Origin of the sequence: Synechococcus sp. FACHB-909 (genome assembly GCF_014698945.1) — a bacterium.
In the GTDB taxonomy this organism is placed as follows: Bacteria; Cyanobacteriota; Cyanobacteriia; order PCC-6307; family Cyanobiaceae; genus Cyanobium.
Map to the genome: position 1 here is coordinate 263,792 of NZ_JACJTY010000003.1, position 23,359 is coordinate 287,150.

Below are 23,359 nucleotides of genomic sequence, written 5' to 3' on the forward strand. Positions count from 1 at the left end.
CTTCAGTCGTCGTCTTCGGTGGAGCCGGCGGGAATCAGGCGAATCTGCTTACGGCCGAGCTTGATCTCGAATTCATCGCCGGGCTGCAGATCGAGCATGGCGGTGTAGGCCTTGCCCACCAGAAGATTGCCGTTGCCCTGGACGGTGGCCACGTAGCTGAGTTTGCGGCCACCTTTGGAGGCACCCTTGCCACCGCCTTCGCCCAGGCTGACGCCCTTGGCTTCCAGCAGAGCCTCGTAAAAGGCCGTGAAATTCAGACGTTCCGCCCCGTCCTTCTTGGTGCTGACGTAGCCGCAACCACGCACCAGATCGGATTTCGAGACATCGCCCAGTTCCTTGACCTTGGCCAGGAGATCAGATCCGGTAAGCATCGGAAGTAGGAAAGACCTTTCGACTCACACTATAAAGGTTTCGTCGCTTGTCGCCATTGGAGGATCTGCCCATGGCGCCCTGCCGATTGATGCCACGAACCAACGCCAACCCGTGGCGGCTTCAGCAGAGGGCGATGGGCCACTCCACCTTCACCACGTCGAAGTCGTCACCGCCGAGGCGATTGAGTTCACCGGCGGCGCGCACGGCCGCCTCGTGGGTATGGAACAGATAGGCCGAGGTCGGTTCGCTCACGTCCCCGAGGCCCTGGTCGTCGGGACGGATGGAGACGTAGGAACCGTCAGAGAGACGCTGCAGCACATAGCGCTCGGCCTGGGTGCATTCCAGGGGATGGGCCGGATCGATCTCGGGCGCCCAGAAATGCATCACAACCCCCGTGAGTGACCCTTCTGAACTACTCCAGAGGACCCGCTGGCCGCGAGGGGGCGCCACATGTCGTTGCAACCTGACCGTTCCGGCCGCTCATGTCTCATTGCCACCGAAGTCATCGTCATAGCCCTGGTAGGGCTCGAATTCACTCCAGCCGGGACTGGCGTTCTGCAGCAAGCCGTAGCGTGCGTCCACGTCATTCATCAGGGTGTTGCCGGTGGGCACCGTGTCGCAGGTGATCGACCCATCGGCGCCGGTGACGCAATTCTCGAACTGCACGTTCGCCAGGGCCCTGCCCGCTCCCCCCACCAGGACGAGCAGCAGGAAGCCGGCCAGGGAGCCCGCCCGGACCCCGAAGCCGGGCCGGGAAACGTCGCTGGGCTGGGGAGCGTCGGCCATCACCGGAGGGGGCATCTGCTGGGATGATGGCACCGCTTCAACACCCGCACCGATGTACACCGACTGGACGGCCGTGATCCTGCTGCTGCTGACGGCGGCGCCCCTGGCCGTGGTGGTGGCCACCGCCGCTTTCTTCATCTGGCGGAAGAAACGGACCTCGAAGTGACCATCCGGAAGAGGACCCCTTCGCCCCCCATGGCCGGGGAGCGGCCCTGGCCGAGGCAGTCGAGGCAGGTGCGGTAACGCTGATCATCGATGCGCAGCAGGCCGCTGCCGCCGCACTGGGGACATCGGCTCTGACCGAGGGACTGGCCCCTCGACACGGGGGCAGGAACCTGGGCAGCCGTGGCCGGTTCGCAGGGGTTTGTTTTCATCTCCTCACTGTGCCTCGCCCAGACCCCCTGGATCCCGAAATCTTCCTTAAGCCTTGGCGCCCTGCCCCCGGCGCAGGCAACCCTGCAGGACCTCGAGGCTCAGGCCGTCCGCCAGCTCGCGGGCACTGAGCCGGCTGCCCGTCTGCACCAGGTGGAGGCTGGCGGCCAGGGCCCCGATCACCCCGGGGGCATCCAGGCCCCGGCGCCGCAGACCGGCCAGCCCCTCGGCCCCCTCCCGCTTGCTCAGCCGCTCCCCCTGGCCATCCCGCCACAGGGGCACATGGGCATAGGACGGCGGGTCGGCGCCGAGGGCGGCCATCACGGCCACCTGGGCCCCGGTGGAGGGCCAGAGATCCTCCCCTCGCACCACCTCGCTGATGCCCATCAGCAGCTCATCCACGGCTGTGGCCAGGTGGTAAGCCACCACCCCGTCGGCCCGGCGCAGCACCACGTCTCCCACGTCGGCGGGGCCGTCCTGGCCGCCAGCGGACCCGCAGCGTTCCTGCCAGCGCAGGGCGCCGGGCTCCAGGTGCAGACGCCAGCTGGGCAGCCGCCCGGCCTGGGGGCCCCACAGGGGCGGGCGATTCCGGCAGTAGCCCGGATACACCGCCAGCGCCCCGTGGGGCGCGGAAACATCGGCCAGCAGCCGCCTGCTGCAGCGGCAGGGATAGAGCCGTCCTGCCTGGCGCAGGGCCGAGAGAACGGTGGCGTAGATGCCGCGGTGGTCGCTCTGCCGGGCCACGGGACCATCCCACTCCAGACCGAGCCAGCGGAGGTCGTCGAGGATCGAGGCCTCGGCGCCCGGCCGGTTGCGGGGCCCGTCGAGATCATCGATGCGCAACAGCCAAACACCGCCCCTCAGCCGGGCTTCGAGCCAGCCGATCAGGGCGGTGCGGAGGTTGCCCCGGTGCAGGGGACCGGTGGGGGAGGGGGCGAAACGGGTGCGGTAGCCCTGCCGCCTGAGCTCCAGTCCCGCGGCGAGGCGTTCCTGGAGATGGAGGGGCAGCCGCAGGGGAGGTGTGGAAACCCCTGAGGCCGTCGTCATGCCAGGAGTGCGGCCGCTGGGGATCAGCCCTGGACCTTGTCCTTGAAGAGCTTGCCGGCGGTGAAGGCGGGCACGCGCTTGGCGGGGATCTTGATCTTCTCGCCGGTCTTGGGATTCAGACCCTGACGGGCGGACCGCTCACGGGGCTCGAAGGAGCCGAAACCGAGGATGGACACCTTCTTGCCCTCGACCACCGAATCGACGATGGTTTCGATGGCGGCATCGACGACGAGGGAGACGTCGGTCTTGGTGAGCTCCGTGCGGGCAGCGACGATGTTGACGAGATCAGCTTTGTTCATTGTTCGGGGGAAGCCTCCGGGTAGGTGGCGATGGCGGGGTTCGGGTCGTCGAGTGGTGGAGGCGAATCGGAAGTCCCCGACCGCCCGGTGCGTTCAGCGCGCCAATCGTATGGGCGTTGCGGCAGGGCCGCAACAGGAGAAGTCCACTCATGACAGCGGTTTGGGGGGCGGGAGGCCCGCAGTGGGGTGTTCCGTGGTAATGGGGGCGACCTCCAGCCCGCCCCCCGGGGGCTGCAGCGTCAGGGACTCCAGATCCAGGTCCCCCAGCAGGGCGGCACCTTGCTCCACCAGCTTCGGCCCCCTCAGGGCCCCCAGTCCGGCGCCGCTGGCGATCCAGCCGGGGGAGCCGGGCGGCAGCCAGCGGCGCAGACGCTCGACGCTGCGAAGCTGGCGCCCCCAGTGGAACGTGCCCCGCTGCCGCAGGGGCGCGACGCGGGCCGGCGCCACCGGAACCAGCAGCCGGCCGCAGAACAGCCCGCCCAGGCCGTCCCCCGCCGCCGGGGCGACATGCACGACGCAGGCGCCCGGGGAGGGCCCCGGCGTCCAGAGCAGCCGCACGTCGGGCTCCAGCCGGTGTTCCGCGGCGAAGGTGTGCAGCGGATCCACACCGGGCAGGAGGTAGGCCTCCTGTTCCTGGACGAGAACCGGCCATCCAAGAGCCTGCTGCAGGCGGCGGCAGCGGCCGTGGCCGCCGCGGCCGGTGAGCACGATCCAGGCCGGTGGCGGCCCGTTCCCGGCCGTCCGATGGCGGGGGCGCCCGGCCAGGAAGCGCAGGTTGGCCCGGGTGTAGGCGGGGCAGTCGATCAGCAGGTCGGCGCCGGCGGCCTCCAGCAGCCAGGCGCTGCCCCCCTGGCTCTCGCGGCTGGGGGCGAACAGCCACAGCCCCGGCCGGACCGGCAGGGGCGGACGGCCCTCCTCGGACGGCAGCAGAGCGGCGGGGGAAGGGTTCATCGCCCCATTGAACCCCCGGCGGCAGCTTCCGGAGGCCCGGCGTAGCCTGGGCGGAACCCAGGCCAGTGATTTGTCGGCGACCCGGATCGGACATCCCTGGCCACTGGGGGCCTCCGTCACCCGCCGGGGCGTCAATTTCTCCGTGGTGGCCCCCCTGGCCACCCGCATCGAGCTGCTGATCTTCGCGGACGGGGCCGCCCGGGAGCCCCTGGAGGTGATCGAGCTCGACCCCGCCCACCGCTCCGGTGAGCACTGGCATGTGGAGGTGGAAGGGCTCGGCATCGGCTGCTGCTACGGCTACCGGGTGTTCGGCCCGATCCAGCCCGGGAGCCATGGCTTCAACCCCTCCAAGGTGCTGCTCGATCCCTGCGCCAGGGCGATCACCGGCTGGGACGTCTACCAGCGGGGCGCCGCCGTCGGCGCCGTCCCCAATGCCTCCGCCTGCCTCAAGGGGGTGGTCACCGAGCGGGACCGGTTCGACTTCGACGCCGCCCCCCGGCCGCGCCATTCCTGGCAGAAGAGCGTCATCTACGAGCTGCACGTGGGCGGTTTCACCCGGGGCGCCGGCTGTCCGGTGCCGGCGGAACGGCAGGGAACCCTGCTGGGGCTGATCGACACCCTGCCCTACCTCCAGTCGATGGGGGTGACGGCGATCGAACTGCTGCCGGTGATGGCCTTCGATCCCCAGGATGCCCCCGCCGGGCGGTTCAACCACTGGGGCTACAGCCCCGTCAGCTGGATGGCCCCCCATCCGGCCTACCTGGTCGACGGCGACCCGCTGCAGGGCCGGAACGAGGTGCGCCAGCTGGTGACCGCCTGCCACCAGGCCGGCCTGGAGGTGATTCTGGATGTGGTCTACAACCACACCAGCGAAGGCAACCAGGAGGGCCCCACCCTGAGCTGGCGGGGGTTCGGCGACGCCCTCTACTACCACCAGACGGCCAGGGGCGACTACCTCGATGTCAGCGGCTGCGGCAACACGATCGCCGCCAACCGCCCCCTGGTGCGGCGCCTGATCCTGGAGTCCCTGCGCTGCTGGAGCACGGAGCTGGGCATCGACGGCTTCCGCTTCGATCTGGGCATCGCCCTGACCCGGGGCGAGGCCCTGGCCCCCCTCGATGCGCCCCCCCTGTTCGAGGAGATGGAGGCGGATCCCGATCTCAGCGATCTGAAGGTGGTGAGCGAACCCTGGGACTGCGGCGGCCTCTACCGGCTCGCCGACTTCCCGGCCCGGCGGGTGGCCAGCTGGAACGGCCGCTTCCGCGACGATGTACGCCGCTTCTGGAAGGGGGACGACCGCAGCACCTGGACCCTGAGCCAGCGCCTGTCAGGCAATCCGGATCTGTTCAACGGCCAGCCCTCTCCGGTGGGCCGCACGATCAACTTCCTCACCGCCCACGACGGCTTCACCCTGGCGGACCTGGTCAGCTTCGACCGCAAGCACAACCTGGCCAACGGCGAGAACGACCGCGACGGGGACAACCACAACAACAGCTGGAACCACGGCGTGGAGGGTCCCTGCAGCGACGCCGGCGTGAATGGCCTGCGGGACCGGCAGCTGCGCAACCTGCTGGCTTCCCTGCTGCTGGCCCCCGGGGTGCCGATGCTGCTGATGGGCGATGAGGTGCGACGCAGCCAGGGGGGCAACAACAACACCTGGTGCCAGAACAACCCCCTGGGGTGGATGCACTGGCAGCCGGACGCCGGGGACATGGCCCTGCGCCGCTTCCTGCGGCGCCTGATCCAGCTGCGTCAGCGGCTCGCTCCCCTGCTCAACCAGGAACTGCCCCTGGCCCCGGCCCCTGCCGGCCCGGCCCGGGGCGCCGGCAGCCTGCCCCTCTGGCGGGAGTGGCACGGCCTCGAGCTGGGCAAACCCGACTGGGCCAGCTGGTCCCACTGCCTGGCCTGGAGCCTCCATGACGCCAGCCTCGGCCCCCTGCTCTGGTGCGGAATGAACGCCTACTACCAGCCGATGCAGTTCCAGCTGCCGGCCCAGGCCGCGGGCTGGCGGCGGGTGATCGACACGGCCATCCCGGGCGACCACGACCTGCCGGCGAAAGCCGATCCCTGGCTGCTGCCGACGGCGCCCCTGGAGAGCCGCAGCCTGATGCTGCTGGTGGCAACCCCGCTGCTGGAGGACACGGAAGCTCAGGCTGGGCCTGCCGTGGGGGCTCCGGCGGAGGAGCAAGCGGGCGGCGGGAATCGAACCCGCATCATCAGCTTGGAAGGCTGAGGTTTTACCACTAAACTACGCCCGCAGCAGTACAGAAGTACTGGCGACTGGTTCCCTGGAACTGGCTCCCTGGAACCGGCTGCAGCATTATGACCTGCACCGGCCGACCTGCTGCGGCCGACCTCCGCCGGACGATCACAACCGGACGACCACCACCGGAGCCCCTCCAGGTTTGACCACCCCCACACCGTCCTCCCCGCCACCGGCAGCGCCGGGCCTGCCGTCGGGTGTGGCGGATGGCGTAGTGGATACGGCGGACCTTCCCGCCGGTGAACGCCGCAGGGTGCTGCTGGCCTACGGCATGGGGGACGCCGGCACCGGCATGGCGGCCTCCCTGATCGGCTTCTACCTCTTCATCTTCTACACCTCGGCGGCGGGGCTGCCGGCCTGGATGGCCGGGCTGGTGCTGATGACGGCCCGGCTCTGGGATGCCATCAACGACCCGGTCGTGGGCTGGCTGAGCGACAAGACCCGCAGCTCCTGGGGGCCCCGGCTGCCCTGGATCCTGGGCAGCGCCGTTCCGCTCGGCTTCGCCATGGCCCTGATGTGGTGGCTGCCGCCGGGGGGGCTCTGGGTCCGGTTCGCCGTGTTCGTGGCGATCTCGATGGTGGCCAACACCCTCTACACCTGCGTCAACCTTCCCTATTCCGCCCTGGCGGCGGAACTGACCACCAGCGTCAACCTGCGCACCCGGCTCAACAGCGCCCGCTTCACCGGATCGATCATCGCCGGCCTGGTGGGGATCGTGCTGGGGGGCGTGCTGCTCAAGGATCACCAGAACCCCGACAGCTACCTGCAGGTGGGGATCTTCTCGGGGGTGCTGATCACCTGCTCCACCCTGCTCTGCGGCTGGGGCATCGCCCCGGCGGCGCGGCACTGCCAGCGACCCACCAGCCAGCGGGGCACCACCCGGCGGCTCCTGGCCCGGGTGGGCAGCAACGGTCGTTTCCAGATGGTCCTGGGGTTGTACCTGCTGCTCTGGTGCGCCCTGCAGATCATGCAGACGGCGGCGCTGATCTTCCTGCCGGTGGTGATGCGGCTGCCGGAGGGCTGGAGCAACTGGATCCTGCTGCCGTTCCAGGTCAGCACCCTGGTGGGGCTCCAGCTCTGGACCGCCATCGCCCGCCACCGCGGTCGCCTGACGGCCCTGCACTGGGGCACCGCCCTCTGGATCGCCGCCTGTGTGATGGCGATGCTGCTGGTGCCCCTCGATGCCGCCATCGGCCCCACCGCCTCGGCCTCCAACCTGGTGCGTCTCACCGCCCTGGTGGTGACGATCCTGATCGTCGGCCTGGGGGCCTCCACCGCCTACCTGATCCCCTGGGCCCTGCTGCCGGATGCCATCGATGCCGATCCGGAGAAGCCCGCCGGGCTTTACAGCGCCTGGATGGTGTTCACCCAGAAGATCTGCATCAGCCTGGCCCTGTTCTTCTTCGGCAACCTGATGAGCCTGAGCGGCTACCAGGCGGCCAAGGGCATCCTGCAGCCGGACAGCGCCCTGCTGGCGATCCGGATGTGCATGGGCCTGATCCCGGCGCTGCTGGTGGTGCTGGGCCTGGTGGTGATGCGCCGCTGGCCGGAGCGGGGCCCCGAGCCGGAGACCCTGACGCCCTCGGCGCCATGAAGGCGCCGCGCTGGCTGCAGCGGCTGGGCGCCAGCCTGATGATCGGCGGTCAGGCCGTGAGCGCCATCGCCCGCGGCCGCATCGGCATGGTCGACCTGGTCCAGGAGCTGCTGGAGGCCGGGCCGGGCAGCTTCCTGATCGTGCTGATCACGGCCCTGGCGGCCGGCACGGTGTTCAACATCCAGGTGGCGGCCGAACTCTCCAAGCAGGGGGCCAGCGCCGCCGTGGGGGGACTGCTCGCCCTTGGCCTCTCACGGGAGATCGCCCCCCTGCTCACGGCGACCCTGCTGACCGGCAAGGTGGCCACCGCCTACGCCGCCCAGCTGGGCACCATGAAGGTGACCGAGCAGATCGACGCCATCACGATGCTGCGCACCGACCCGGTGGAGTACCTCGTGGTGCCGCGGGTGCTGGCCATGGTGGTGATGGCGCCGGTGCAGTGCCTGCTGTTCTTCTGGATGGCGATCTGGTCGGGCCAGGTGAGCAGCACCCTGCTGTACAGCATTCCTCCCTCCGTCTTCTGGAACTCGGTGCGGGTCTGGATGGAACCCGACGACCTGCCCTCGATGCTGCTCAAGGCCGTGGTCTTCGGCCTGATGATCGCCGTCATCGCCTGCGGCTGGGGGCTCACCACCCGGGGGGGGCCCAAGGAGGTGGGCGCCAGCACCACCGGCGCGGTGGTCATGATTCTCGTCAGCGTCGCCCTGGTGGACGTGCTGCTCACCCAGTTGCTCTTCGGCCAATGACCTTCGCCCCCTCCCCCCCTCCGGCCAGCGCCGCCCCCGGCGGCAGCGACGCGGACGCGGTGGTGCTCAGCCCCCGGGCCTGGGTGCCGCTCGGGCTGCTGACGCTGGCGGGCGCCGTCCTGGGCCTGCGGCCCCTGTGGAGCGCCGCGCTCTGGCCGGCCCTGGCGATGGGGATCATGGGGCTGTTCCTGCTGCTGCAGACGGCCCTGCTGCGGTTGCGCTTTGCGGCCGACGCCCTGCTGGTGTCCCGCGGCGACACCGTGATCCGCCGCTTCCCCTACGACGCCTGGATCGGCTGGCGGGTCTGGTGGCCGGCCCTGCCGGTGCTGTTCTATTTCCGGGAGCAGAAGAGCATCCACCTGCTGCCGATGCTCTTCGACGCCACGGCCCTGCGGGAGGAGCTGGAGCGGCGTCTGCCGCCCCCGTCCCCCCCTGAGCCCGCTCCCCCTCAACCCGGGTCCCCGTGACCGCGCACCCCGCCCGAGCCCTCCGCCGCCTTGCCCCCCCGCCTGCCATGAGCGACCAACCCGAACCGCCCGCCATCACCCCGCCGGATCCCACCCCGGCCACCGCCCCCGCATCGGCCGCTGCCGGGACCGATGGGCTCCTGGAGCTGGCCCTGACGGAACTGCGGCAACGCCGCGCCGAGCTCCTGGGGGAGATCGGCGAGCTGGAGAGCCGCCGGGAGCAGATCCGCCAGGAGATCACCGGCAGCTTCGCCGGCCAGTCGGATGCGATCGCCCGGCGGCTCAAGGGCTTCCAGGACTACCTGGTGGGGGCCCTGCAGGATCTGGCCGCCGCCGCCGAGCAGATGGAGCTGGTGGTGCAACCGCTGGTGGTGCAGCCCTCCCCCCTCGACCAGGCGACGCCCGGCGCTGGGGCCGGCGAGGCGACGGAGGCCGCCGCGGCCCCTGCCGCCGCTGGTCTGTTCCGTGACGATGCGGACCTGGTCCGGGAGCGGCTGGAGCAGTTCGGCGGCCAGCCCGACTTCTACGCCGATCCCTGGAAACTGCGCCGCACCCTGGAGCGCTCCGCCGCCACCCGGCTCGAGGACTGGTTCCTCACCCAGGGCGGCCGGGGCGCCCAGCCCAGCGGTGGCAGCCGCAGCCGCAATGCCCTGGCGGCGGCGGCGGCGATCGCGATCCTGGGGGAGCTCTACGGCGAGCGCTTCCAGACCCTGGTGCTGGCCAGCCAGCCGGAGCGCCTCGGCGAATGGCGGCGGGGACTGCAGGACTGCCTGGGCCTCAGCCGCGACGATTTCGGCCCCGCCAGCGGCATCGTGCTGTTCGAGCGGGCCGATGCCCTGATCGAGCGGGCTGACCGCCTCGAGGAAAGGGGCGAGCTGCCCTTCATCGTGATCGACGCGGCCGAGCAGGTGATCGAGATTCCGATCCTGCAGTTCCCCCTCTGGCTGGCCTTCGCCGCCGGCCCCGGGGAGATCGACGCCGAAGCCGATCTCTACTGACCCACCCGACCTCTCCTGCCATGGTTTTCCTCCCCGATCTGCTCGTGCTGCCGGCGGGCTACCTGCTGGGCTCGATTCCCTTCGGCTGGCTGGCGGGCCGCTGGCTCGCCGGCATCGATCTGCGCCAGGAAGGATCCGGCTCCACCGGTGCCACCAACGTGCTGCGGGTGCTGGGCAAGGGGCCGGCCCTGGTGGTGTTCCTGCTGGACGTGCTCAAGGGCACCGCCGCGGTGCTGCTGGCCAAGGCGGTGCTGCAGCCCCTCGGTTTCAGCGCCATCAGCGACTGGGGGGTGGTGGCGGCGGGCCTGGCGGCCCTGGCCGGCCACATCTGGCCGCTATGGCTGGGCTGGAAAGGGGGCAAGGCGGTGGCCACCGGCCTGGGCATGCTGCTGGGGCTGACCTGGCCCGTGGGACTGGCCTGTTTCGGCATCTTCCTCACCACGCTGAGCCTCAGCCGCATCGTGTCGCTCTCCAGCGTGGTGGCGGCCCTGTCGCTGCCCCTGCTGATGCTGGGCTCCTTCGGCGCCGACGGCCTGCGGCCGGCCTACCTGAGCCTGGCCCTGCTCACCACGGCGCTGGTGCTCTGGCGGCACCGCAGCAACCTGCAGCGGCTGATGGCCGGCACCGAACCGCGGCTCGGGGCCGGCCGCAGCTGAAGGGAACCGGGACGCGAGGCGAACCGGTGGGAGTCACCCCAGCTGGCGGCTGCGCTCCGTCGCGGCCAGCACGGCCTCGATCAGGGCCGAGCGCAGTCCGGCCCGCTCCAGCTGGCGCAGCCCGGCGGCCGTCGTACCGGCGGGGCTGGTCACCATGTCCTTGAGCTGGCCGGGGTGGAGCTCCTGCCCCTGCAGCAGCGCCGCCGTGCCGGCCATGGTGCGGTGGGCCAGGTGCATGGCCAGCGGCCGGGGCAACCCCCCCGCCACCGCCCCGTCGGCCATCGATTCGGCCACCAGGGCCAGGAAGGCGGGACCGGAGGAGGTGAGGGCCAGGAAGGGATCGAGCTGGGGCTCCGGAAGGTCGAGCACCTCACCCACCTCGGCGAACAACCGGCGCACCTGCTCGCGCCGGGCCTCGCCGACGCCCTCGCCCCAGCTCAGCCCCGTGAGTCCGGCCCGCACCAGGGCCGGGGTGTTGGGCACGGCCCGCACGCAGGCCCGTCCCGGGAACAGGGCCTGCAGCCGCGCGAGGGTCACCCCCGCCAGCACAGAGATCAGAAGCGGCTCTCCGCCGGGGGTTGCCGCTGCCAGGGCCTCTGCCAGGGCTTCGGTCGCCGCGGGGGCCACCGCTTCGATCTGCTGGGGCTTGACCGCCAGCAGCACCACCGGCGCGGCCCAGGCCTGGGCGGCATCGGTGGAGACCTGAATCCCGAGTTCGTCGCTCAGCCGCCGGGCGGAAGCCTCGCTGGCCACCGCCGCCCGGACGGCGGAGCGCTCGAGCAGTCCGGAATCAAGAAGGGGCAGCAGCAGGGCCCGGGCCATGCGGCCGAGACCCACCACCCCGACGGTGTCAGACCATGGCATCCGAACGGCCCCAGGCGGGGCTGGGGGCGGCTTCCTGCTGGTCATCCACGGGGCCGGTGCGGCCGGAGACCACCGTGGGGGAGGCGGCTTCCTCACCGCCTGCGGTGGTGACCGTGACGCAGCTGGGGGCGAACAGGAAGATGCTCTCGCCCACCCGTTCCTGGTGACCGTCGATGGCGAAGGTGCCGCCGGCGACGAAATCCACGGCCCGCTGGGCCTGGTCCGGCTCCATCATCGTGAGGTTGAGGATGACGGTCTTGCGCTCCCGGAGAGCCTGAATCGCACGGGGCATCTCGTCGAAGCTGCGCGGCTCCATCAGGCACACCTCAGCCACGGCGCTGGTGATGCCGGGCATGCCGATGACGTTGGTTCCGGCGAAGGGATCATCGCTGGAGAAATCGGTGCTCAGAGCGAGGGCTCCGGTGTTTCTGCCGGCCGTGGAAGTGGTCGCGGCCGTGGTGGTGTCGCCGGGGTCGTAGTCGAGTTCGTCGTCGAAGTCGCCATCGAGATAGTCGTCACCGGAGACGACGGCACGCAGGCGGGAGAACAACGACACGGAGTCGACCTCGGGAAGGATGCTTGGCCTTGAATAGCGTCCCACATCCGAGCCGGCAAGATCCCAACGCCCTTTCATGGCTGGATTGGGCGACTTCCGAACAGAACACTGCCGAAGCGCACCCAGGTGCTGCCCGCCGCCACGGCGTCGCGCCAGTCGCCGCTCATCCCCATCGAACAGTCCGGCAGCCCCAGGGCATCGGCCAGGTCGCGGCATTCCCTGAACAGTTCCAGCCGCTCCCCGGGGGTGAGCCCCAGGGGAGCGATGGTCATCAGACCGAGGCAGCGCAGGGGGGCCAGGCGCCCCAGGTCGGCCCCCAGGGCCCGCACCTCGTCCGGTTCGAAGCCGGTCTTGGCCGGGTCGGGGCGGAACTTCACCTGCAGCAGGATCCCCGGGGCCAGGCCTTCTTCGGCGGCGATGCGCTGCAGCCGCTCGGCCAGCTCCAGGCTGTCGACGGAATGGATCGTGCCGAAGCGGCGCAGCACGGCGCGGGCCTTGTTGGCCTGGAGCCGGCCGATGAAGTGCCAGTCGAGGGCCGGCAGGTCGGCCAGGGCGTCCTGCTTGGCGATGGCCTCCTGCAGCCGGCTCTCCCCGAAGCTCCGCTGGCCCAGGGCCGCGGCCTGGCGCACCAGTTCGGCCGGATGGCCTTTCGACACCGCCAGCAGGTGGGTGGAGGCTGGCAACGCCGCCTGGAGGGCCGCCAGCCGCTCCGCCAGGCTGGAACCGAACGCCTCCGCCGCCGCGGGCGACGCCTGTGCCATCAGATGAAGGTCTGGTCGAAGAGCTGGCGCCAGCGGGCCTGGGCCTCGGGCCCCTCGCGCCGGCAGCGGGCCAGGTTCTGCTCGGCGAAGTGGCGGGCGTCCATCAGGGGGATCACCTCGAAATGGGCGCCACGCTCCTGGAGGGTGACGAGAAAGAAGATCCGCTGGGCGTAGAGCGTGGCATAGAGGTCGCGGCTCTCGGCCACCGGCGCTACCCGATAGAGCATCCCGAAGGTCGGGTGGTTCAGATAGCGCTCCGTGCTCACGACTCCCTGCAGGCTGGGGCCATTAAAGGGCACCGACTTTCCAGCGGAGCGCCAGCAGGGCCGCCAGGGCCAGCACTGCCGCCAGGCTGGCGCCGGAGGGGGTGGCGGCCGGCTGGTGCAGGCGGTCGGGGGGAAGCCACATCCCGCCGCGCGCCATCAGGGCCTCGGCCCCCTGTTCAGAGCGCAGCAGCACGTTGGCCAGCAGCCGCTCCCCCACCGCCAGCACCAGGCCCAGACTGGCCTTCCAGCCCAGGCGGCGCAGGTTCACCGCCCGGGTGGCGATCGAGCGCAGCAGGTTCTGGAGTTCCTCCTGCACCAGGGGCAGGAAGCGCAGGGACAGCAGCAGGGTGAAGCCCAGGCGCTCCACGGGCCAGCCCAGGGCCCGCAGGGGGGCCAGCCACCAGGCGATGGACCAGACCAGCTCCTCGGGGGGAGTGGAGAGCAGCAGCAGGTTGGCGCTGTGGATGACGGTGAACAGCAGGGTGGCGCCGTTGATGCCGAGTTCGGCCGAACGGCGGGTCACCACCAGGGGGCCCAGCTCCAGGGGCCCGGCCATCACGGGGCCCCGGCGCACCAGTTCCCAGGACAGGCCGGCCCGGGACGGGGGTGGGGCACCGGGGGGGGCCGGGACCAGCCGCAGCTCCGCGGGGGGACGCTGGAGGCTGGCCGGTGCGCCCCCTCCGGCCGGCAGCAGGGCGGCCAGCAGGCCCACCAGCAGCGCCAGGGCGATCAGCAGGGGCAGGCTCTGCCGCCAGAGGCGCCAGGGCAGGCCACTGACGGCAGTGATCAGCAGCAGCAGCCCCACCAGCGCCAGCCGCCAGAGGGGCCCGGCCAGGATCGGCGTCACCAGGAACGCCACCGTCCAGACCAGCTTCACCCGGGGATCGAGCCGTCGCAGCCAGCTGCCGCGGCCGCCGGTATCGCCAGACTCACCGCCCTCGCCGTCATCGACGTACTGACCGATCGGCAGCTGCCGCAACCAGTCCATTCAGGCCAGGCCCTCCTGGATCGCCCCTGGAATCGCCGTCCCCATCGACCTCAGCCGCCCCGGCTCTGGTGGCGGGCCTGCTCCTTCTCGGCGTCCCGCTGCTGCTTGCCGCGCCAGAAGAGCCGCACCGGCGATCCCTCGAAGCCCAGGGCCTCGCGGATCTGGCGCTCGACGTAGCGGCGGTAGGTGTCGCCGAACAGCCTGGGTTCGTTGACGAACAGGGTGAAGCTGGGCGGGCGGGTCGCCACCTGGGTGCCGTAGTAAAGGCGGCCCTGGCGGCCGCCGCGGGTGGTGGGGGGCGAGCGCCAGCGCAGGGCCTCCTGCAGCACCTCGTTCACCACCGAGGTGCTCACCCGGCGGCGGTGCTGCTCCACCGCCACCGCGGCGATGGCGAAGATGCTCTCCACCCGCTGGCCGGTGACGGCGGAGGTGAACAGCATCGGCGCCCAGTCAAGGAAGTAGAGCTTGGCGCGCAGCTCCTTTTCCATGGCGCTCATGGTGTGGCTGTCCTTCTCGATCAGGTCCCACTTGTTGACGACCACGGCACAGGCGCGGCCGTCCTCCTCGATGCGGCCCGCCAGGCGCTGGTCCTGCTCGGTGACCCCATCGAGGGCATCGATCACCAGGATGCAGACGTCACTGCGCTCGATCGCCTTGAAGCTGCGGGTGATGCCGAAGTACTCCGGGCCGTAGTCGACGCTGCGGCGCCGACGGATGCCGGCGGTGTCGAGCAGCTTCCAGGTGTGGCCCTCCCGCTCGATCGTGGTGTCGATCGTGTCGCGGGTGGTGCCGCGGATCGGACTGACGATGGCCCGGTTCTCGCCGCAGATGGCATTCAGCAGGCTGGACTTGCCCACGTTGGGACGGCCGATGATCGCCAGCTGGATCGGCTCGGCCTCGTCCGTCTCGGTGGTGGCCGGCAGGAAGCTGATCACCCGGTCGAGCAGATCGCCGGTACCGGCTCCGTGGATGGCGGAGATCGGGTGGGGCTCGCCCAGACCCAGACCCCAGAAGTCGGCCGCCATGGCCAGGCCCTGATCAGGCGACTCGCACTTGTTCACCCCCAGCAGCACGGGGACGTTGTGGCCCCGCAGCCACTCGGCGATCGATTCGTCGGCGGCGGTCACCCCCTGCTGGCCGTCGACGATCACCACCGCCACCGACGCCTCGGCCAGGGCCAGGTTGGCCTGCTCCCGGATCTCTGGCAGAAATTCGCTGTCGTCGTCGAACACCAGGCCGCCGGTGTCCACCACCCGGAAGATGCGGTCACCCCAGAAACCCTCCTGGTAGGTGCGGTCCCGGGTCACACCGGGCTGGTCGTGAACGATGGCCTCACGGCTGCGGCAGAGCCTGTTGACCAGCGTGGACTTGCCCACGTTGGGGCGTCCGATCACGGCGACGACGGGGAGCGCCAATCTGACTTATTCCTTACGACGGATGCGTTACCTAGACCCTACAGAGCCACGGACGCCTCAACCCACCGGGGAATCGCCGGGATGGCCGGCCACCGGATCTTCGGGGGGGTCGAGGAGCTCCGGCAACGGGCCCGCCTCCGGCAGCGGCTCGCCCCGCTCGGCCAGGTGGGCCAGCAGCCAGTTCACCGCCGTGGCCCGCCGGGTGCGGCGGGGGTAGAGGCCGCCGATGCGGTACCCGGCGAAGCCCAGCTGCTGCTTGAGCAGCTGTTTGTGCTCGGGGGCGACCGAACGGGTGAGCCGCACGCTCGCGGGCCGCTCGGCGATCAGCTGCGGCGCTTCGGGAAAGGCCTCGGCCCAGGCCGGCGGGGTGTCGGGCCCGGCCTGCCAGCGGCCCTCGGCGTCCGGGCGGTAGCCCAGCCGCTCCCAGATGAGGCGGCAGACGAAGCGATCGCTGGTGCGGTCATCCAGCACCACCTCCAGCAGGGCGCGGCTGAGGGGAAAGGGTTCCGGGGCGCCATCGGGCTTCAAGGGGGGAGCGGCGGCAGCGTCCAAAGCGGCGTCTGGCATCCGAGAGTGACCCCAGCATGCCCAGCCCCGCCCCCCATCCCTGCCCCACCGGCCCCCTCCGCCTGGACGGCAACGGCACCGACAGGCTGCTCACCTGCCGGGTGCTGCAGTCGCCCCTGGCGGGGGTGAGCGACGGGATCTTCCGCGCCCTGGTGCGCCGCTGGGCCCCCGAGGCGCTCCTGTTCACGGAGATGGTCAATGCCACGGCCCTGGAACTGGGCCACGGCGGCGCCAAGATGGCGGCCCTCGACCAGGATCCCGGCCCGGTTGGGGTGCAGCTGTTCGACCACCGGCCCGACGCGATGGCCGAAGCGGCCCGCCGGGCCGAGGCCGCCGGGGCCTGGCTGATCGACATCAACATGGGCTGCCCGGTGCGCAAGATCGCCCGCAAGGGGGGCGGCAGCGGCCTGCTGCGCCAGCCGGATCTGGCCCTGCGGATCGTGGCGGCGGTGGCGGCGGCGGTTCGGGTGCCGGTGACGGTGAAGACCCGGCTGGGCTGGTGCGGGTCCAGCGCCGATCCTGTGGGCTTCGCCCTGGCCGTGCAGGACGCCGGCGCCCGCGCCCTCACCCTGCACGGCCGCACCCGGGAGCAGGGGTTCTCAGGCAAAGCCGATTGGGACGCGATCGGCCGGGTGAAGGCGGCCCTGCGCATTCCCCTGATCGCCAACGGCGACATCGCCAGCCCGGAAGACGCCCTGCGCTGCCTGGCGATCACCGGCGCCGACGGGGTGATGGTGGGGCGGGGCACCCTGGGGCGCCCCTGGCTGGTGGGGCGCATCGCGGCGGCCCTCGCCGGCCGGCCCCTGCCCAGCGAGCCCGATAGCCACGCCCGGATCGCCCTGGCCAGGGAGCACCTGGAGGCCCTGGTGGCCGCCCGCGGCGATCAGGGGCTGCTGATCGCCCGCAAGCACCTGGGCTGGACCTGCCAGGGCTTCGCCGGCGCCGCCCGGCTGCGCCGGGAGCTGATGGTGGCCCCCAGCCTGGAGAGCGCACTGGGCCTGCTGGATCGGGCGGAGGCGGAGCTGGAGGTCAGTGACCCAGAGCCATGCCCAGCAGGTCCCGGCTGCCGCTGATGGCCTGCACCGCCAGCAGCAGGGCGGTGAGGAAGGCGGCGCTGACGTGCAGCCGCCGCATCCGGGGGGACCTCAGGGTCTCGGGGGCCGCCGCCATGGCGAACAGCAGCAGGCCGCAGAGCAGCACACCGCTCCAGTAGTGGGACCCCCACACGCCCCCGTCGAAGGGACTGCGGCCCAGGTGCCACAGGGCCGGCTGGCTGCCCAGGGTCAGCAGCCCCAGCCAGCAGATCAGGGCGAAGCCGGCCCGCAGCCAGGGGCCCTTGGCCCGCCACAGGGCCAGGCAGCTCACCAGGCACCCCACGCCGGCCAGCAGCAGGGCCGCGCCGGTGCCGGCGCCGCCGTCGGCACCGGCGCGGGCGTAGGTGGCCGCCATGGCGACCAGCACGGCCACCACAACGCCCGAGGTCACCCAGCGGCCGTGGTCGGTGTGCTCCACCCCCACCGTCGGCGGCAGGGGATTGATGTCGAGGCGCCGTTCCCGCGCCAGGATCCCGAGCCGGATGGTGGCGCCCACCACCGGGTAGACGAACAGGATGATCAGCACCGGGTGCAGCAGGGCGAACCAGTCGGTGACGGTCATCCCGGTGGCGGTCATCCCGGCGGCAGACATCGGCAAGGGCGGGGCAAATCGCGAACGGTCATGGAAGCACCGCGGGCCACCCCTGCCGGATGAGCAGCAGGGAGAAGTAGGGGACCTCGGCAGCGGGCACCTCGGCCGCCGGACAGAGCCGCTGGTCGGGCCAGCCCACCCGCTGGGCGAACAACGCGTCCGCAAGCAGGCCCCGTTCGGCCAGCAGCGGGCGCACCCAGGGCCAGCGCCCCCCCAGCTTGAGCAGGGCCAGCACCCAGCCGCCGGCCGCCGCCTGGGCCAAGAGGTCCTCCAGCTCCTGAGGCAGCTCCGGAGTGGGGCGGATCAGCAGCCCCTCCTGCTGCAGGGCCAGGGGCCAGGCCCCGGCAGCGGCCGCCGCCGCCACGGCGCTGATGCCCGGGATCAGGCGCACCGGCAGGCCGGGATGGCGGTCCCGCAGGGCCAGCAGCACGTAGCTGCTGCTGGCGAACAACGACACGTCACCCTCGCAGAGCAGCACCACCGACCGGCCGTCGGCCACCTCGGCCGCCAGCCGGTCGGCGGCGTCATGCCAGGCCTGACGCCGGGGCTCGGCCGCCGCCACCATCGGGAACACCAGGGGCAGGCGCCGCTGGCCGGGGCCGATCCAGGGGCCGGCCACGGCGGCCGCCATCCCTTCGGCCCCCTCGCGGGCGACCGGGTAGGCAACGGTGTCGGCGGCTTCGATCGCCCGCACCGCCGCCACGGTGAGCAGGTCGGGATCGCCGGGCCCCACCCCCACCAGGGTGAGGCCGGCGCTGGCAGCACGGTCGGCGATGGGGGGAAGTCCGCTGCGGACCTTTCTAGGCTGCAGATCCCCAGAACGCCCTGGAGCGACCCATGACCCACCTGGTGATCCGTTCCGCCGCCAGCGACGGCCACGCCGCCCCCCAGCTGCGCAGCAGCGACGCCGCCGTGATCGCCCGGGAACTCGGGGCCCGGGGGGTGCGCTTCGAGCGCTGGGCCACGCCGGCCTCCCTGGCGACGGACGCCGACCAGGCCGCGATCCTGGCCGCCTACGCCGCGGAGATCGCCCGGGTGCAGGCCGAGGGGCGCTATCGCACCGTGGACGCGATCCGTCTCGGCCCCGACCATCCGGACCGGGAGGCCCTGCGGGCCAAGTTCCTCTCCGAGCACACCCACGCCGAGGACGAGGTGCGCTTCTTCGTGGAGGGCCGCGGCCTCTTCTGCCTGCACATCGAAGGCGAGGTGCTCCAGGTGGTGTGCGAGCAGGGCGACTGGATCGGGGTGCCCGCCGGCACCCGCCACTGGTTCGACACCGGCGAGCGTCCGTCCTTCTGCGCCCTGCGCTTCTTCGACAACAGCGACGGCTGGGTGGCCAGCTTCACCGGCGATCCGATCGCCACGCGCTTCCCCCTCCTGGAGGAGGTGCTGGCCGCGGCCTGATCGGGCGGCTCAGCGGTGCCTGCGCGGCAGGGCTCAGCTGTGCATGCGCGGCTGGGGATGGAGGCTGGAGAGGATCTCCGCCTCGCTCGCGGCCAGGGCCGTGAGCCGATCGGTGACCACCGGCCGGGGCCAGCGCCGTTCGCACAGCACCCAGTAGAGGCCGAAATGGCGCGCCTCGCTGGCCAGCAGGTCGCCGTAGAGATCCCCCAGCTCCGGGTCGGGGCTGTGGGCGGCCAGCAGGGCCATCCGCTCGTGGCTGCGGGCCTCGATCAGACCCGCCACCAGGAAGCTGTCGAGCATCCGCGCCGGCTCCTGCCGGCGCACCAGGGCGGCCAGGGCGGCGCCGTAGGGCGGGGCGGCCAGGGCCCGCAGGCCGAGGCCGCGCCGCTCCAGCAGGGCCTGCACCCGCTCGAAGTGCTCCAGCTCCTCCCGGGCCAGGGGGCTGAGCACGGCCGCCAGCTCCCCGTCGGAGGGGTAGCGGAACATCAGCTGCAGGGCGGCGCCGGCCGCCTTGCGCTCGCAGTGGGCATGGTCGATCAGCAGCAGTTCCGGGTGGGCCAGGGCCTGCTCCAGCCAGGCGGCGCTGCTGGGGGCCGCCAGCCACCTCATCCGGGTCGCCGCGGCCGGCGGGGCCTCGTCCGCCACGGGCAGGGAGGCGCCGCTCATGCCGCCGCCTGCAAGTGGGCCACCAGGCCCTCGAGGGCAAGGCGGTAGCTGGTGGGGCCGAAGCCGCAGATGACCCCCAGGGCCCGGTCCGCCAGCAGGGAACGATGGCGGAAGGCTTCGCGGGCGTGGGTGTTGCTCAGGTGGACTTCCACGAAGGGCAGGGCCACCGCCAGCAGGGCATCACGGATCGCCACCGAGGTGTGGGTGTAGGCGGCCGCATTGATCAGGATCCCGTCGCAGGCCGGGCTCCCGGCCTGGCCGCCCGCCTGCTGGATGCGGTCCACCAGGGCCCCCTCGTGGTTGCTCTGGAAGCAGGCGAGCTCCACCCCCAGCGCCGCCGCCTGCTGCTCCAGGGCGGCATCGATGGCCGCCAGGGTGCTGCTGCCGTAGAGGCCTGGCTCCCGCTGGCCGAGCAGGTTGAGGTTGGGGCCATGGAGCACGAGCAGGCGCATGGGGGAGGGAGGGTCGGCTGGTAAGTTCTGAAGGTGTGGTTCGGGTCGGTGCCCGAGTGGTTAATGGGGGCGGACTGTAAATCCGCTGGCTCTGCCTACGTTGGTTCAAATCCAACCCGGCCCACCTTTCCACATGCCCTTGTAGCTCAGTGGTAGAGCACTCCCTTGGTAAGGGAGAGGTCACGAGTTCAAATCTCGTCAAGGGCTTTCCCCCCCAGCCCATTCCCCGCCCCGCCGACCCTGCGGCGGAGGTGCAGTCCCGTTCGCAGTCAGCCGGGAACATGCCCGAGAATGCGGGACCTTCGCCGCCCGGACGGTCTGCTTGCCGCCCCTGTTGTCCCCCTTCGTCCTCGGCATCCCGGCGCTCCTGTCGCCGGCCCTGATCACCCAGTCGTCCCTGTTCGGGATCGGCATCGCCTTCAGCCCCCTGCACATCGCGGTGGTCACCCTGCTGCTGCTGGGTCGCTCGCCGCTGCAGCGGGCCATGGCCTACGTGGCGGGCTGGGCGGCCGCCAATGCCCTGGCCATCGTGCTGCTGATGGTGCTGGGGGAGGCCTTCGCCATCAGCCTCAGCCACGGCGAGCGGGAGCAGGTGCTGATCGACCTGCTCGGGGCCGGCGCGCTGGTGGGCCTGGGGCTCTATCAGCTCACCCCCCAGGCCAACATCGGTGAGGAGGGCATGGCCCTGCGGCTGATGAACCAGCTGCCCGACTTCAGCACCCTCACCCTGGTGCTGATCGGTGCCACCAGCGCCCTGCTCACCCCGGAGAACCTGGTCTTCTATCTCAAGGAGGCCGGCCTGCTCCTGCTCAACGACCCCGGCCTCACCGCCGACGCCGAGGTGACCGGGCTGTTCACCCTGATGGCCAGCTCCCTGCTGCTGCTGCCGCCCCTGGCCTGGCTGGTCAGCGGCGGGGCGATTCGCGAGCCGATCACCCGTCTTGAGGAATGGCTGCAGCACAAGGCCGAGTGGCTTGTGGGGGTCCTCGCCCTGGTGCTCGGGGCCTACCTGCTGGTCGAAGGGCTGCACGGCCTGAACCTGCTGACCGTGGCCGGCTGAGCGCCAGCCGTTAGCGTCCCCCCATCCCCTTGGTCGGCACCCCGTTGCTCCCCGCCGTGCGCCGGACCTGCCTGGCGATCGGTCTGGGCCTCGCCCTGGCCGTGCTGCCCGGACCCGCCCGGCTGCAGGCGGCCGCGGTCTGCGTGCTGACCCCCAGGCTGGCGCTCAACGCCCGGGCCGAGGCTGTGGCCGCCGTCCCGATCGGAGCTCCCACGATCCTGAGCACCGAACCCCTGGAGGAGGTGCGGATCGAAGGGGAGGGTGAGGTGCTCTGGCAGCGGCGGGCCCTCCCCGGCGAGCCCATCGAGGGGCCGATCCCCTGGCCCCTGGCACCGATCCGCCCGGGCCAGCGGCTGGTGCTGCTGCTGCGGCCCCTGGGCGTCCGGACGGACGACTTCGCCATCATCGAGCTGGAGGGAGATCCGGCCGAGCGGATGGGGCGGGCCCAGCGGCAGCTCGACGGACTGGGCACCGATCCGGACCTGTGGTGGGCCGCCATCCAGCGGGCCTTCGACCAGGGGGACCTCAGCCTGGGCCTGGCCCTGCTCTACGCCCTCGAAGGCCCCGCCTCCCCCCGGCTCGACAACCTGCGGCGAGCTGTGTTCCTGGCCGGCTGCGGCAGCACCTGAGCGCCAGGGGGTCCGGCGGGGGCCGTGGCGGGGCGCGATTTGCCAGCCTGGGCCAAAAGGGCCCACCCCATGTCCTCTTTCCTGACGGTGCCGGTGGCGACGATGCGCGCCCTGGTGGAGGAGGGCACCACCCGGCCCCTGGTCTGGCGGCTGGAGCAGCTCCAGCGGCTGGCTCGCCTGCTGGAGTCGGAGGAACCGCGGATGCTGGCAGCCCTGGCCAGCGACCTGGGCCGCCCCGCCATGGAGGGCAGCCTGGAGCTGGCGACCCTGCGGCAGGAACTGCGCCACACCCGCCGCCACCTGGCCCGCTGGATGCGTCCCCGCCGCCGCCCCCTGCCCCTGTGGGCCTGGCCGGGCCAGGGGGCGGTGCACAGCGAGCCGCTGGGCTGCGTCCTGATCATCGGCGCCTGGAACTATCCCTTCGAGCTCTGCCTCCACCCGCTGCTGCATGCCCTGGCCGCCGGTAACACCGCCGTGGTCAAGCCCTCCGAACTGAGCCCCGCCTCGGCGGCCCTGCTGGCCGAACTTCTGGGCACCCACTTCGACCCGGCTGTGGTGCAGGTGGTGTGCGGCGACGGGGCCGTGGCCGCCGGGCTGCTGGAGCGGGAGCGCTTCGACCACATCCTCTACACCGGCGGCGAGCGGGTGGGTCGGCTGGTGATGGCCGCCGCCGCCCGCCATCTCACCCCCGTCACCCTGGAGCTGGGGGGCCGGAACCCGGCGATCGTGCTGGCGGATGCGGAGCCAACGATCACGGCGCGGCGGCTGCTGTGGGGCCGCTGCCTCAACGCCGGCCAGACCTGTCTGGCCCCCAACCACGTGCTGGTGGCGGCCGGGGTGCGGGAGGCCCTGGTGGCGGCGTTGCGCGAACAGTCCCAGGCCCTGTACGGCCAGGATCCCCTGGCCAGCCCCGACCTGGGGAACCTGGTGGGTGCGGCACGCTTCGAGCGGCTCCAGGGGCTGCTGGCCCAGGCGCGGGAGCGGGGCCGGGTGCTGCTGGGCGGACGCTGGGACGAAACCGCGCGGAAGATCGAGCCCACCGTGGTGGCGGTCGACGATCCCGACGACGATCCGCTGCTGCAGGAGGAGCTGTTCGCCCCGATCCTGCCCCTGCTGACGGTGGCGGATCTGGAGGAGGCCCTGGTCCTGGTGCGCCGGCAGCCGAAACCCCTGTCCCTCTATCTGTTCGGCGGCGGCGGCGCGGAGCGGGAACGGGTGCTGGCGGGCAGCGGTTCGGGCAGCCTGGTGGTGAACGACACGGTGATCCAGGGGGCCATGGCCAACCTGCCCTTCGGCGGCATCGGCCCCAGCGGCATGGGGGCCTACCACGGGGAAGCCGGCTTCCTCACCTTCTCGCACCGGCGCAGCGTGATCAGCCGGTCGCTGCGGCCCGACCCCCCGATCCGCTTCCCCCCGTACGCCGGCAAGCTGGGCCTGGTCCGTCGGCTGATGGGCTGAGGGGGGGCTGGGCGGGCCTGGACGTGGCCCTTAACG

At 71.8% G+C, this 23,359-nt stretch carries 28 protein-coding genes and 3 tRNA genes; 13 read left to right on the forward strand and 18 right to left on the reverse strand.

Annotated features, from left to right (window positions below; genetic code table 11):
* Positions 1-2: 2 nt before the first annotated feature.
* The 6 genes from H6G99_RS07485 to H6G99_RS07510 form a co-directional block, all read right to left on the reverse strand.
* The gene (locus H6G99_RS07485; protein WP_094587220.1) at positions 3-371 is read right to left on the reverse strand and encodes an AbrB family transcriptional regulator; all 369 of its coding nucleotides are present in this window, start codon (positions 369-371) and stop codon (positions 3-5) included.
* 121 nt (positions 372-492) lie between these two features.
* Entirely contained in the window at positions 493-756 is a 264-nt protein-coding gene (locus H6G99_RS07490; protein WP_094587222.1) for a hypothetical protein, read from the reverse strand.
* A gap of 96 nt (positions 757-852) precedes the next feature.
* On the reverse strand, positions 853-1,158 hold the full coding sequence (locus H6G99_RS07495; RefSeq protein WP_233134047.1) for a lactate dehydrogenase: 306 nt from the start codon (positions 1,156-1,158) through the stop codon (positions 853-855).
* 420 nt (positions 1,159-1,578) lie between these two features.
* A complete protein-coding gene (gluQRS, locus tag H6G99_RS07500; RefSeq protein WP_190610843.1) occupies positions 1,579-2,544 on the reverse strand; it encodes a tRNA glutamyl-Q(34) synthetase GluQRS in 966 nt (321 codons plus the stop codon).
* A gap of 56 nt (positions 2,545-2,600) precedes the next feature.
* The gene (locus H6G99_RS07505; RefSeq protein ID WP_015110525.1) at positions 2,601-2,876 is read right to left on the reverse strand and encodes an HU family DNA-binding protein; all 276 of its coding nucleotides are present in this window, start codon (positions 2,874-2,876) and stop codon (positions 2,601-2,603) included.
* A gap of 147 nt (positions 2,877-3,023) precedes the next feature.
* Positions 3,024-3,827 (reverse strand): MBL fold metallo-hydrolase, encoded by an 804-nt coding sequence (locus H6G99_RS07510; RefSeq protein WP_190610791.1) that lies wholly within the window; start codon positions 3,825-3,827, stop codon positions 3,024-3,026.
* Positions 3,828-3,897: 70 nt separating this feature from the next.
* Here H6G99_RS07510 and H6G99_RS07515 point away from each other — a divergent pair, with 70 nt between their 5' ends.
* Positions 3,898-6,060, forward strand: coding sequence for a glycogen debranching protein (locus tag H6G99_RS07515; protein WP_190610845.1), 2,163 nt, complete (start codon positions 3,898-3,900; stop codon positions 6,058-6,060).
* Here the strand turns inward: H6G99_RS07515 and H6G99_RS07520 are convergent.
* A tRNA-Gly gene (locus H6G99_RS07520) sits at positions 6,015-6,085 on the reverse strand. The genes H6G99_RS07515 and H6G99_RS07520 overlap by 46 nt on opposite strands.
* 147 nt (positions 6,086-6,232) lie before the next feature.
* Here H6G99_RS07520 and H6G99_RS07525 point away from each other — a divergent pair.
* From H6G99_RS07525 to plsY, 5 genes are read left to right on the forward strand one after another with little or no spacing between them, the layout of a single operon-like run.
* Positions 6,233-7,684 (forward strand): MFS transporter, encoded by a 1,452-nt coding sequence (locus H6G99_RS07525; protein WP_094587226.1) that lies wholly within the window; start codon positions 6,233-6,235, stop codon positions 7,682-7,684.
* Entirely contained in the window at positions 7,681-8,430 is a 750-nt protein-coding gene (locus H6G99_RS07530) for an MlaE family ABC transporter permease (RefSeq protein ID WP_094587228.1), read from the forward strand. Before H6G99_RS07525 ends, H6G99_RS07530 begins: the two co-directional genes overlap by 4 nt.
* A complete protein-coding gene (locus H6G99_RS07535) occupies positions 8,427-8,897 on the forward strand; it encodes a DUF3119 family protein (protein WP_094587230.1) in 471 nt (156 codons plus the stop codon). Before H6G99_RS07530 ends, H6G99_RS07535 begins: the two co-directional genes overlap by 4 nt.
* Positions 8,898-8,944: 47 nt before the next feature.
* A complete protein-coding gene (locus H6G99_RS07540; protein WP_190610792.1) occupies positions 8,945-9,895 on the forward strand; it encodes a DUF3086 domain-containing protein in 951 nt (316 codons plus the stop codon).
* Positions 9,896-9,915: 20 nt separating this feature from the next.
* Positions 9,916-10,551: a glycerol-3-phosphate 1-O-acyltransferase PlsY gene (gene plsY / locus H6G99_RS07545; protein WP_094587234.1), complete on the forward strand. Its 636-nt coding sequence runs from the start codon at positions 9,916-9,918 to the stop codon at positions 10,549-10,551.
* Positions 10,552-10,584: 33 nt separating this feature from the next.
* Here the strand turns inward: plsY and proC are convergent, their stop codons facing one another.
* The 7 genes from proC to H6G99_RS07580 all read right to left on the reverse strand — a co-directional run bounded on the left by proC (position 10,585) and on the right by H6G99_RS07580 (position 15,968).
* Positions 10,585-11,415, reverse strand: a complete 831-nt coding sequence (gene proC / locus H6G99_RS07550; protein WP_190610794.1) for a pyrroline-5-carboxylate reductase — start codon at positions 11,413-11,415, stop codon at positions 10,585-10,587.
* The gene (locus tag H6G99_RS07555) at positions 11,402-11,971 is read right to left on the reverse strand and encodes a cell division protein SepF (protein ID WP_094587238.1); all 570 of its coding nucleotides are present in this window, start codon (positions 11,969-11,971) and stop codon (positions 11,402-11,404) included. Before H6G99_RS07555 ends, proC begins: the two co-directional genes overlap by 14 nt.
* A gap of 74 nt (positions 11,972-12,045) precedes the next feature.
* A complete protein-coding gene (locus H6G99_RS07560; protein ID WP_190610795.1) occupies positions 12,046-12,732 on the reverse strand; it encodes a YggS family pyridoxal phosphate-dependent enzyme in 687 nt (228 codons plus the stop codon).
* Positions 12,732-12,998 carry a PipX family protein gene (locus H6G99_RS07565; protein WP_015110514.1) on the reverse strand — a complete coding sequence of 89 codons (267 nt, stop codon included), beginning with the start codon at positions 12,996-12,998 and terminating at the stop codon, positions 12,732-12,734. The genes H6G99_RS07560 and H6G99_RS07565 overlap by 1 nt, the downstream gene beginning before the upstream one ends.
* Before the next feature lie 22 nt (positions 12,999-13,020).
* Positions 13,021-13,986, reverse strand: a complete 966-nt coding sequence (locus H6G99_RS07570) for a CbiQ family ECF transporter T component (RefSeq protein WP_190610797.1) — start codon at positions 13,984-13,986, stop codon at positions 13,021-13,023.
* A 50-nt stretch (positions 13,987-14,036) separates the two neighbouring features.
* A complete protein-coding gene (gene der, locus H6G99_RS07575; RefSeq protein ID WP_190610798.1) occupies positions 14,037-15,401 on the reverse strand; it encodes a ribosome biogenesis GTPase Der in 1,365 nt (454 codons plus the stop codon).
* Positions 15,402-15,458: 57 nt separating this feature from the next.
* On the reverse strand, positions 15,459-15,968 hold the full coding sequence (locus tag H6G99_RS07580) for a DUF1823 family protein (protein WP_190610800.1): 510 nt from the start codon (positions 15,966-15,968) through the stop codon (positions 15,459-15,461).
* Positions 15,969-15,985: 17 nt separating this feature from the next.
* On the opposite strand from H6G99_RS07580, the gene dusB reads away from it, so the two are divergent.
* Positions 15,986-17,041, forward strand: coding sequence for a tRNA dihydrouridine synthase DusB (dusB, locus tag H6G99_RS07585; protein ID WP_190610802.1), 1,056 nt, complete (start codon positions 15,986-15,988; stop codon positions 17,039-17,041).
* On the opposite strand, the gene H6G99_RS07590 is transcribed toward dusB, so the two are convergent.
* Together H6G99_RS07590 and cobI are read right to left on the reverse strand one after the other, a co-directional pair.
* Positions 16,998-17,654: a DUF4079 domain-containing protein gene (locus tag H6G99_RS07590; protein WP_286191047.1), complete on the reverse strand. Its 657-nt coding sequence runs from the start codon at positions 17,652-17,654 to the stop codon at positions 16,998-17,000. The genes dusB and H6G99_RS07590 overlap by 44 nt on opposite strands.
* Positions 17,655-17,682: 28 nt before the next feature.
* Positions 17,683-18,393 carry a precorrin-2 C(20)-methyltransferase gene (gene cobI, locus H6G99_RS07595; protein ID WP_190610803.1) on the reverse strand — a complete coding sequence of 237 codons (711 nt, stop codon included), beginning with the start codon at positions 18,391-18,393 and terminating at the stop codon, positions 17,683-17,685.
* 98 nt (positions 18,394-18,491) lie between these two features.
* Between cobI and H6G99_RS07600 the strand changes: the two genes are divergently transcribed.
* Positions 18,492-19,058, forward strand: coding sequence for a 1,2-dihydroxy-3-keto-5-methylthiopentene dioxygenase (locus tag H6G99_RS07600; protein WP_190610805.1), 567 nt, complete (start codon positions 18,492-18,494; stop codon positions 19,056-19,058).
* Positions 19,059-19,091: 33 nt separating this feature from the next.
* On the opposite strand, the gene H6G99_RS07605 is transcribed toward H6G99_RS07600, so the two are convergent.
* Entirely contained in the window at positions 19,092-19,724 is a 633-nt protein-coding gene (locus H6G99_RS07605; RefSeq protein WP_190610806.1) for a MiaE family protein, read from the reverse strand.
* Positions 19,721-20,176 carry a type II 3-dehydroquinate dehydratase gene (aroQ, locus tag H6G99_RS07610; RefSeq protein ID WP_094587257.1) on the reverse strand — a complete coding sequence of 152 codons (456 nt, stop codon included), beginning with the start codon at positions 20,174-20,176 and terminating at the stop codon, positions 19,721-19,723. Before aroQ ends, H6G99_RS07605 begins: the two co-directional genes overlap by 4 nt.
* A gap of 42 nt (positions 20,177-20,218) precedes the next feature.
* Here aroQ and H6G99_RS07615 point away from each other — a divergent pair.
* The 5 genes from H6G99_RS07615 to H6G99_RS07635 all read left to right on the forward strand — a co-directional run bounded on the left by H6G99_RS07615 (position 20,219) and on the right by H6G99_RS07635 (position 23,323).
* Positions 20,219-20,300, forward strand: a tRNA-Tyr gene (locus H6G99_RS07615).
* Between the two features lie 11 nt (positions 20,301-20,311).
* Positions 20,312-20,383, forward strand: a tRNA-Thr gene (locus tag H6G99_RS07620).
* Between the two features lie 127 nt (positions 20,384-20,510).
* On the forward strand, positions 20,511-21,236 hold the full coding sequence (locus tag H6G99_RS07625) for a GAP family protein (RefSeq protein WP_286191048.1): 726 nt from the start codon (positions 20,511-20,513) through the stop codon (positions 21,234-21,236).
* A gap of 44 nt (positions 21,237-21,280) precedes the next feature.
* Complete coding sequence (locus H6G99_RS07630; RefSeq protein ID WP_190610809.1) at positions 21,281-21,865, forward strand: hypothetical protein; 585 nt, start codon at positions 21,281-21,283, stop codon at positions 21,863-21,865.
* Between the two features lie 69 nt (positions 21,866-21,934).
* Positions 21,935-23,323, forward strand: a complete 1,389-nt coding sequence (locus H6G99_RS07635; RefSeq protein ID WP_286191049.1) for an aldehyde dehydrogenase family protein — start codon at positions 21,935-21,937, stop codon at positions 23,321-23,323.
* Positions 23,324-23,359 lie beyond the last annotated feature (36 nt).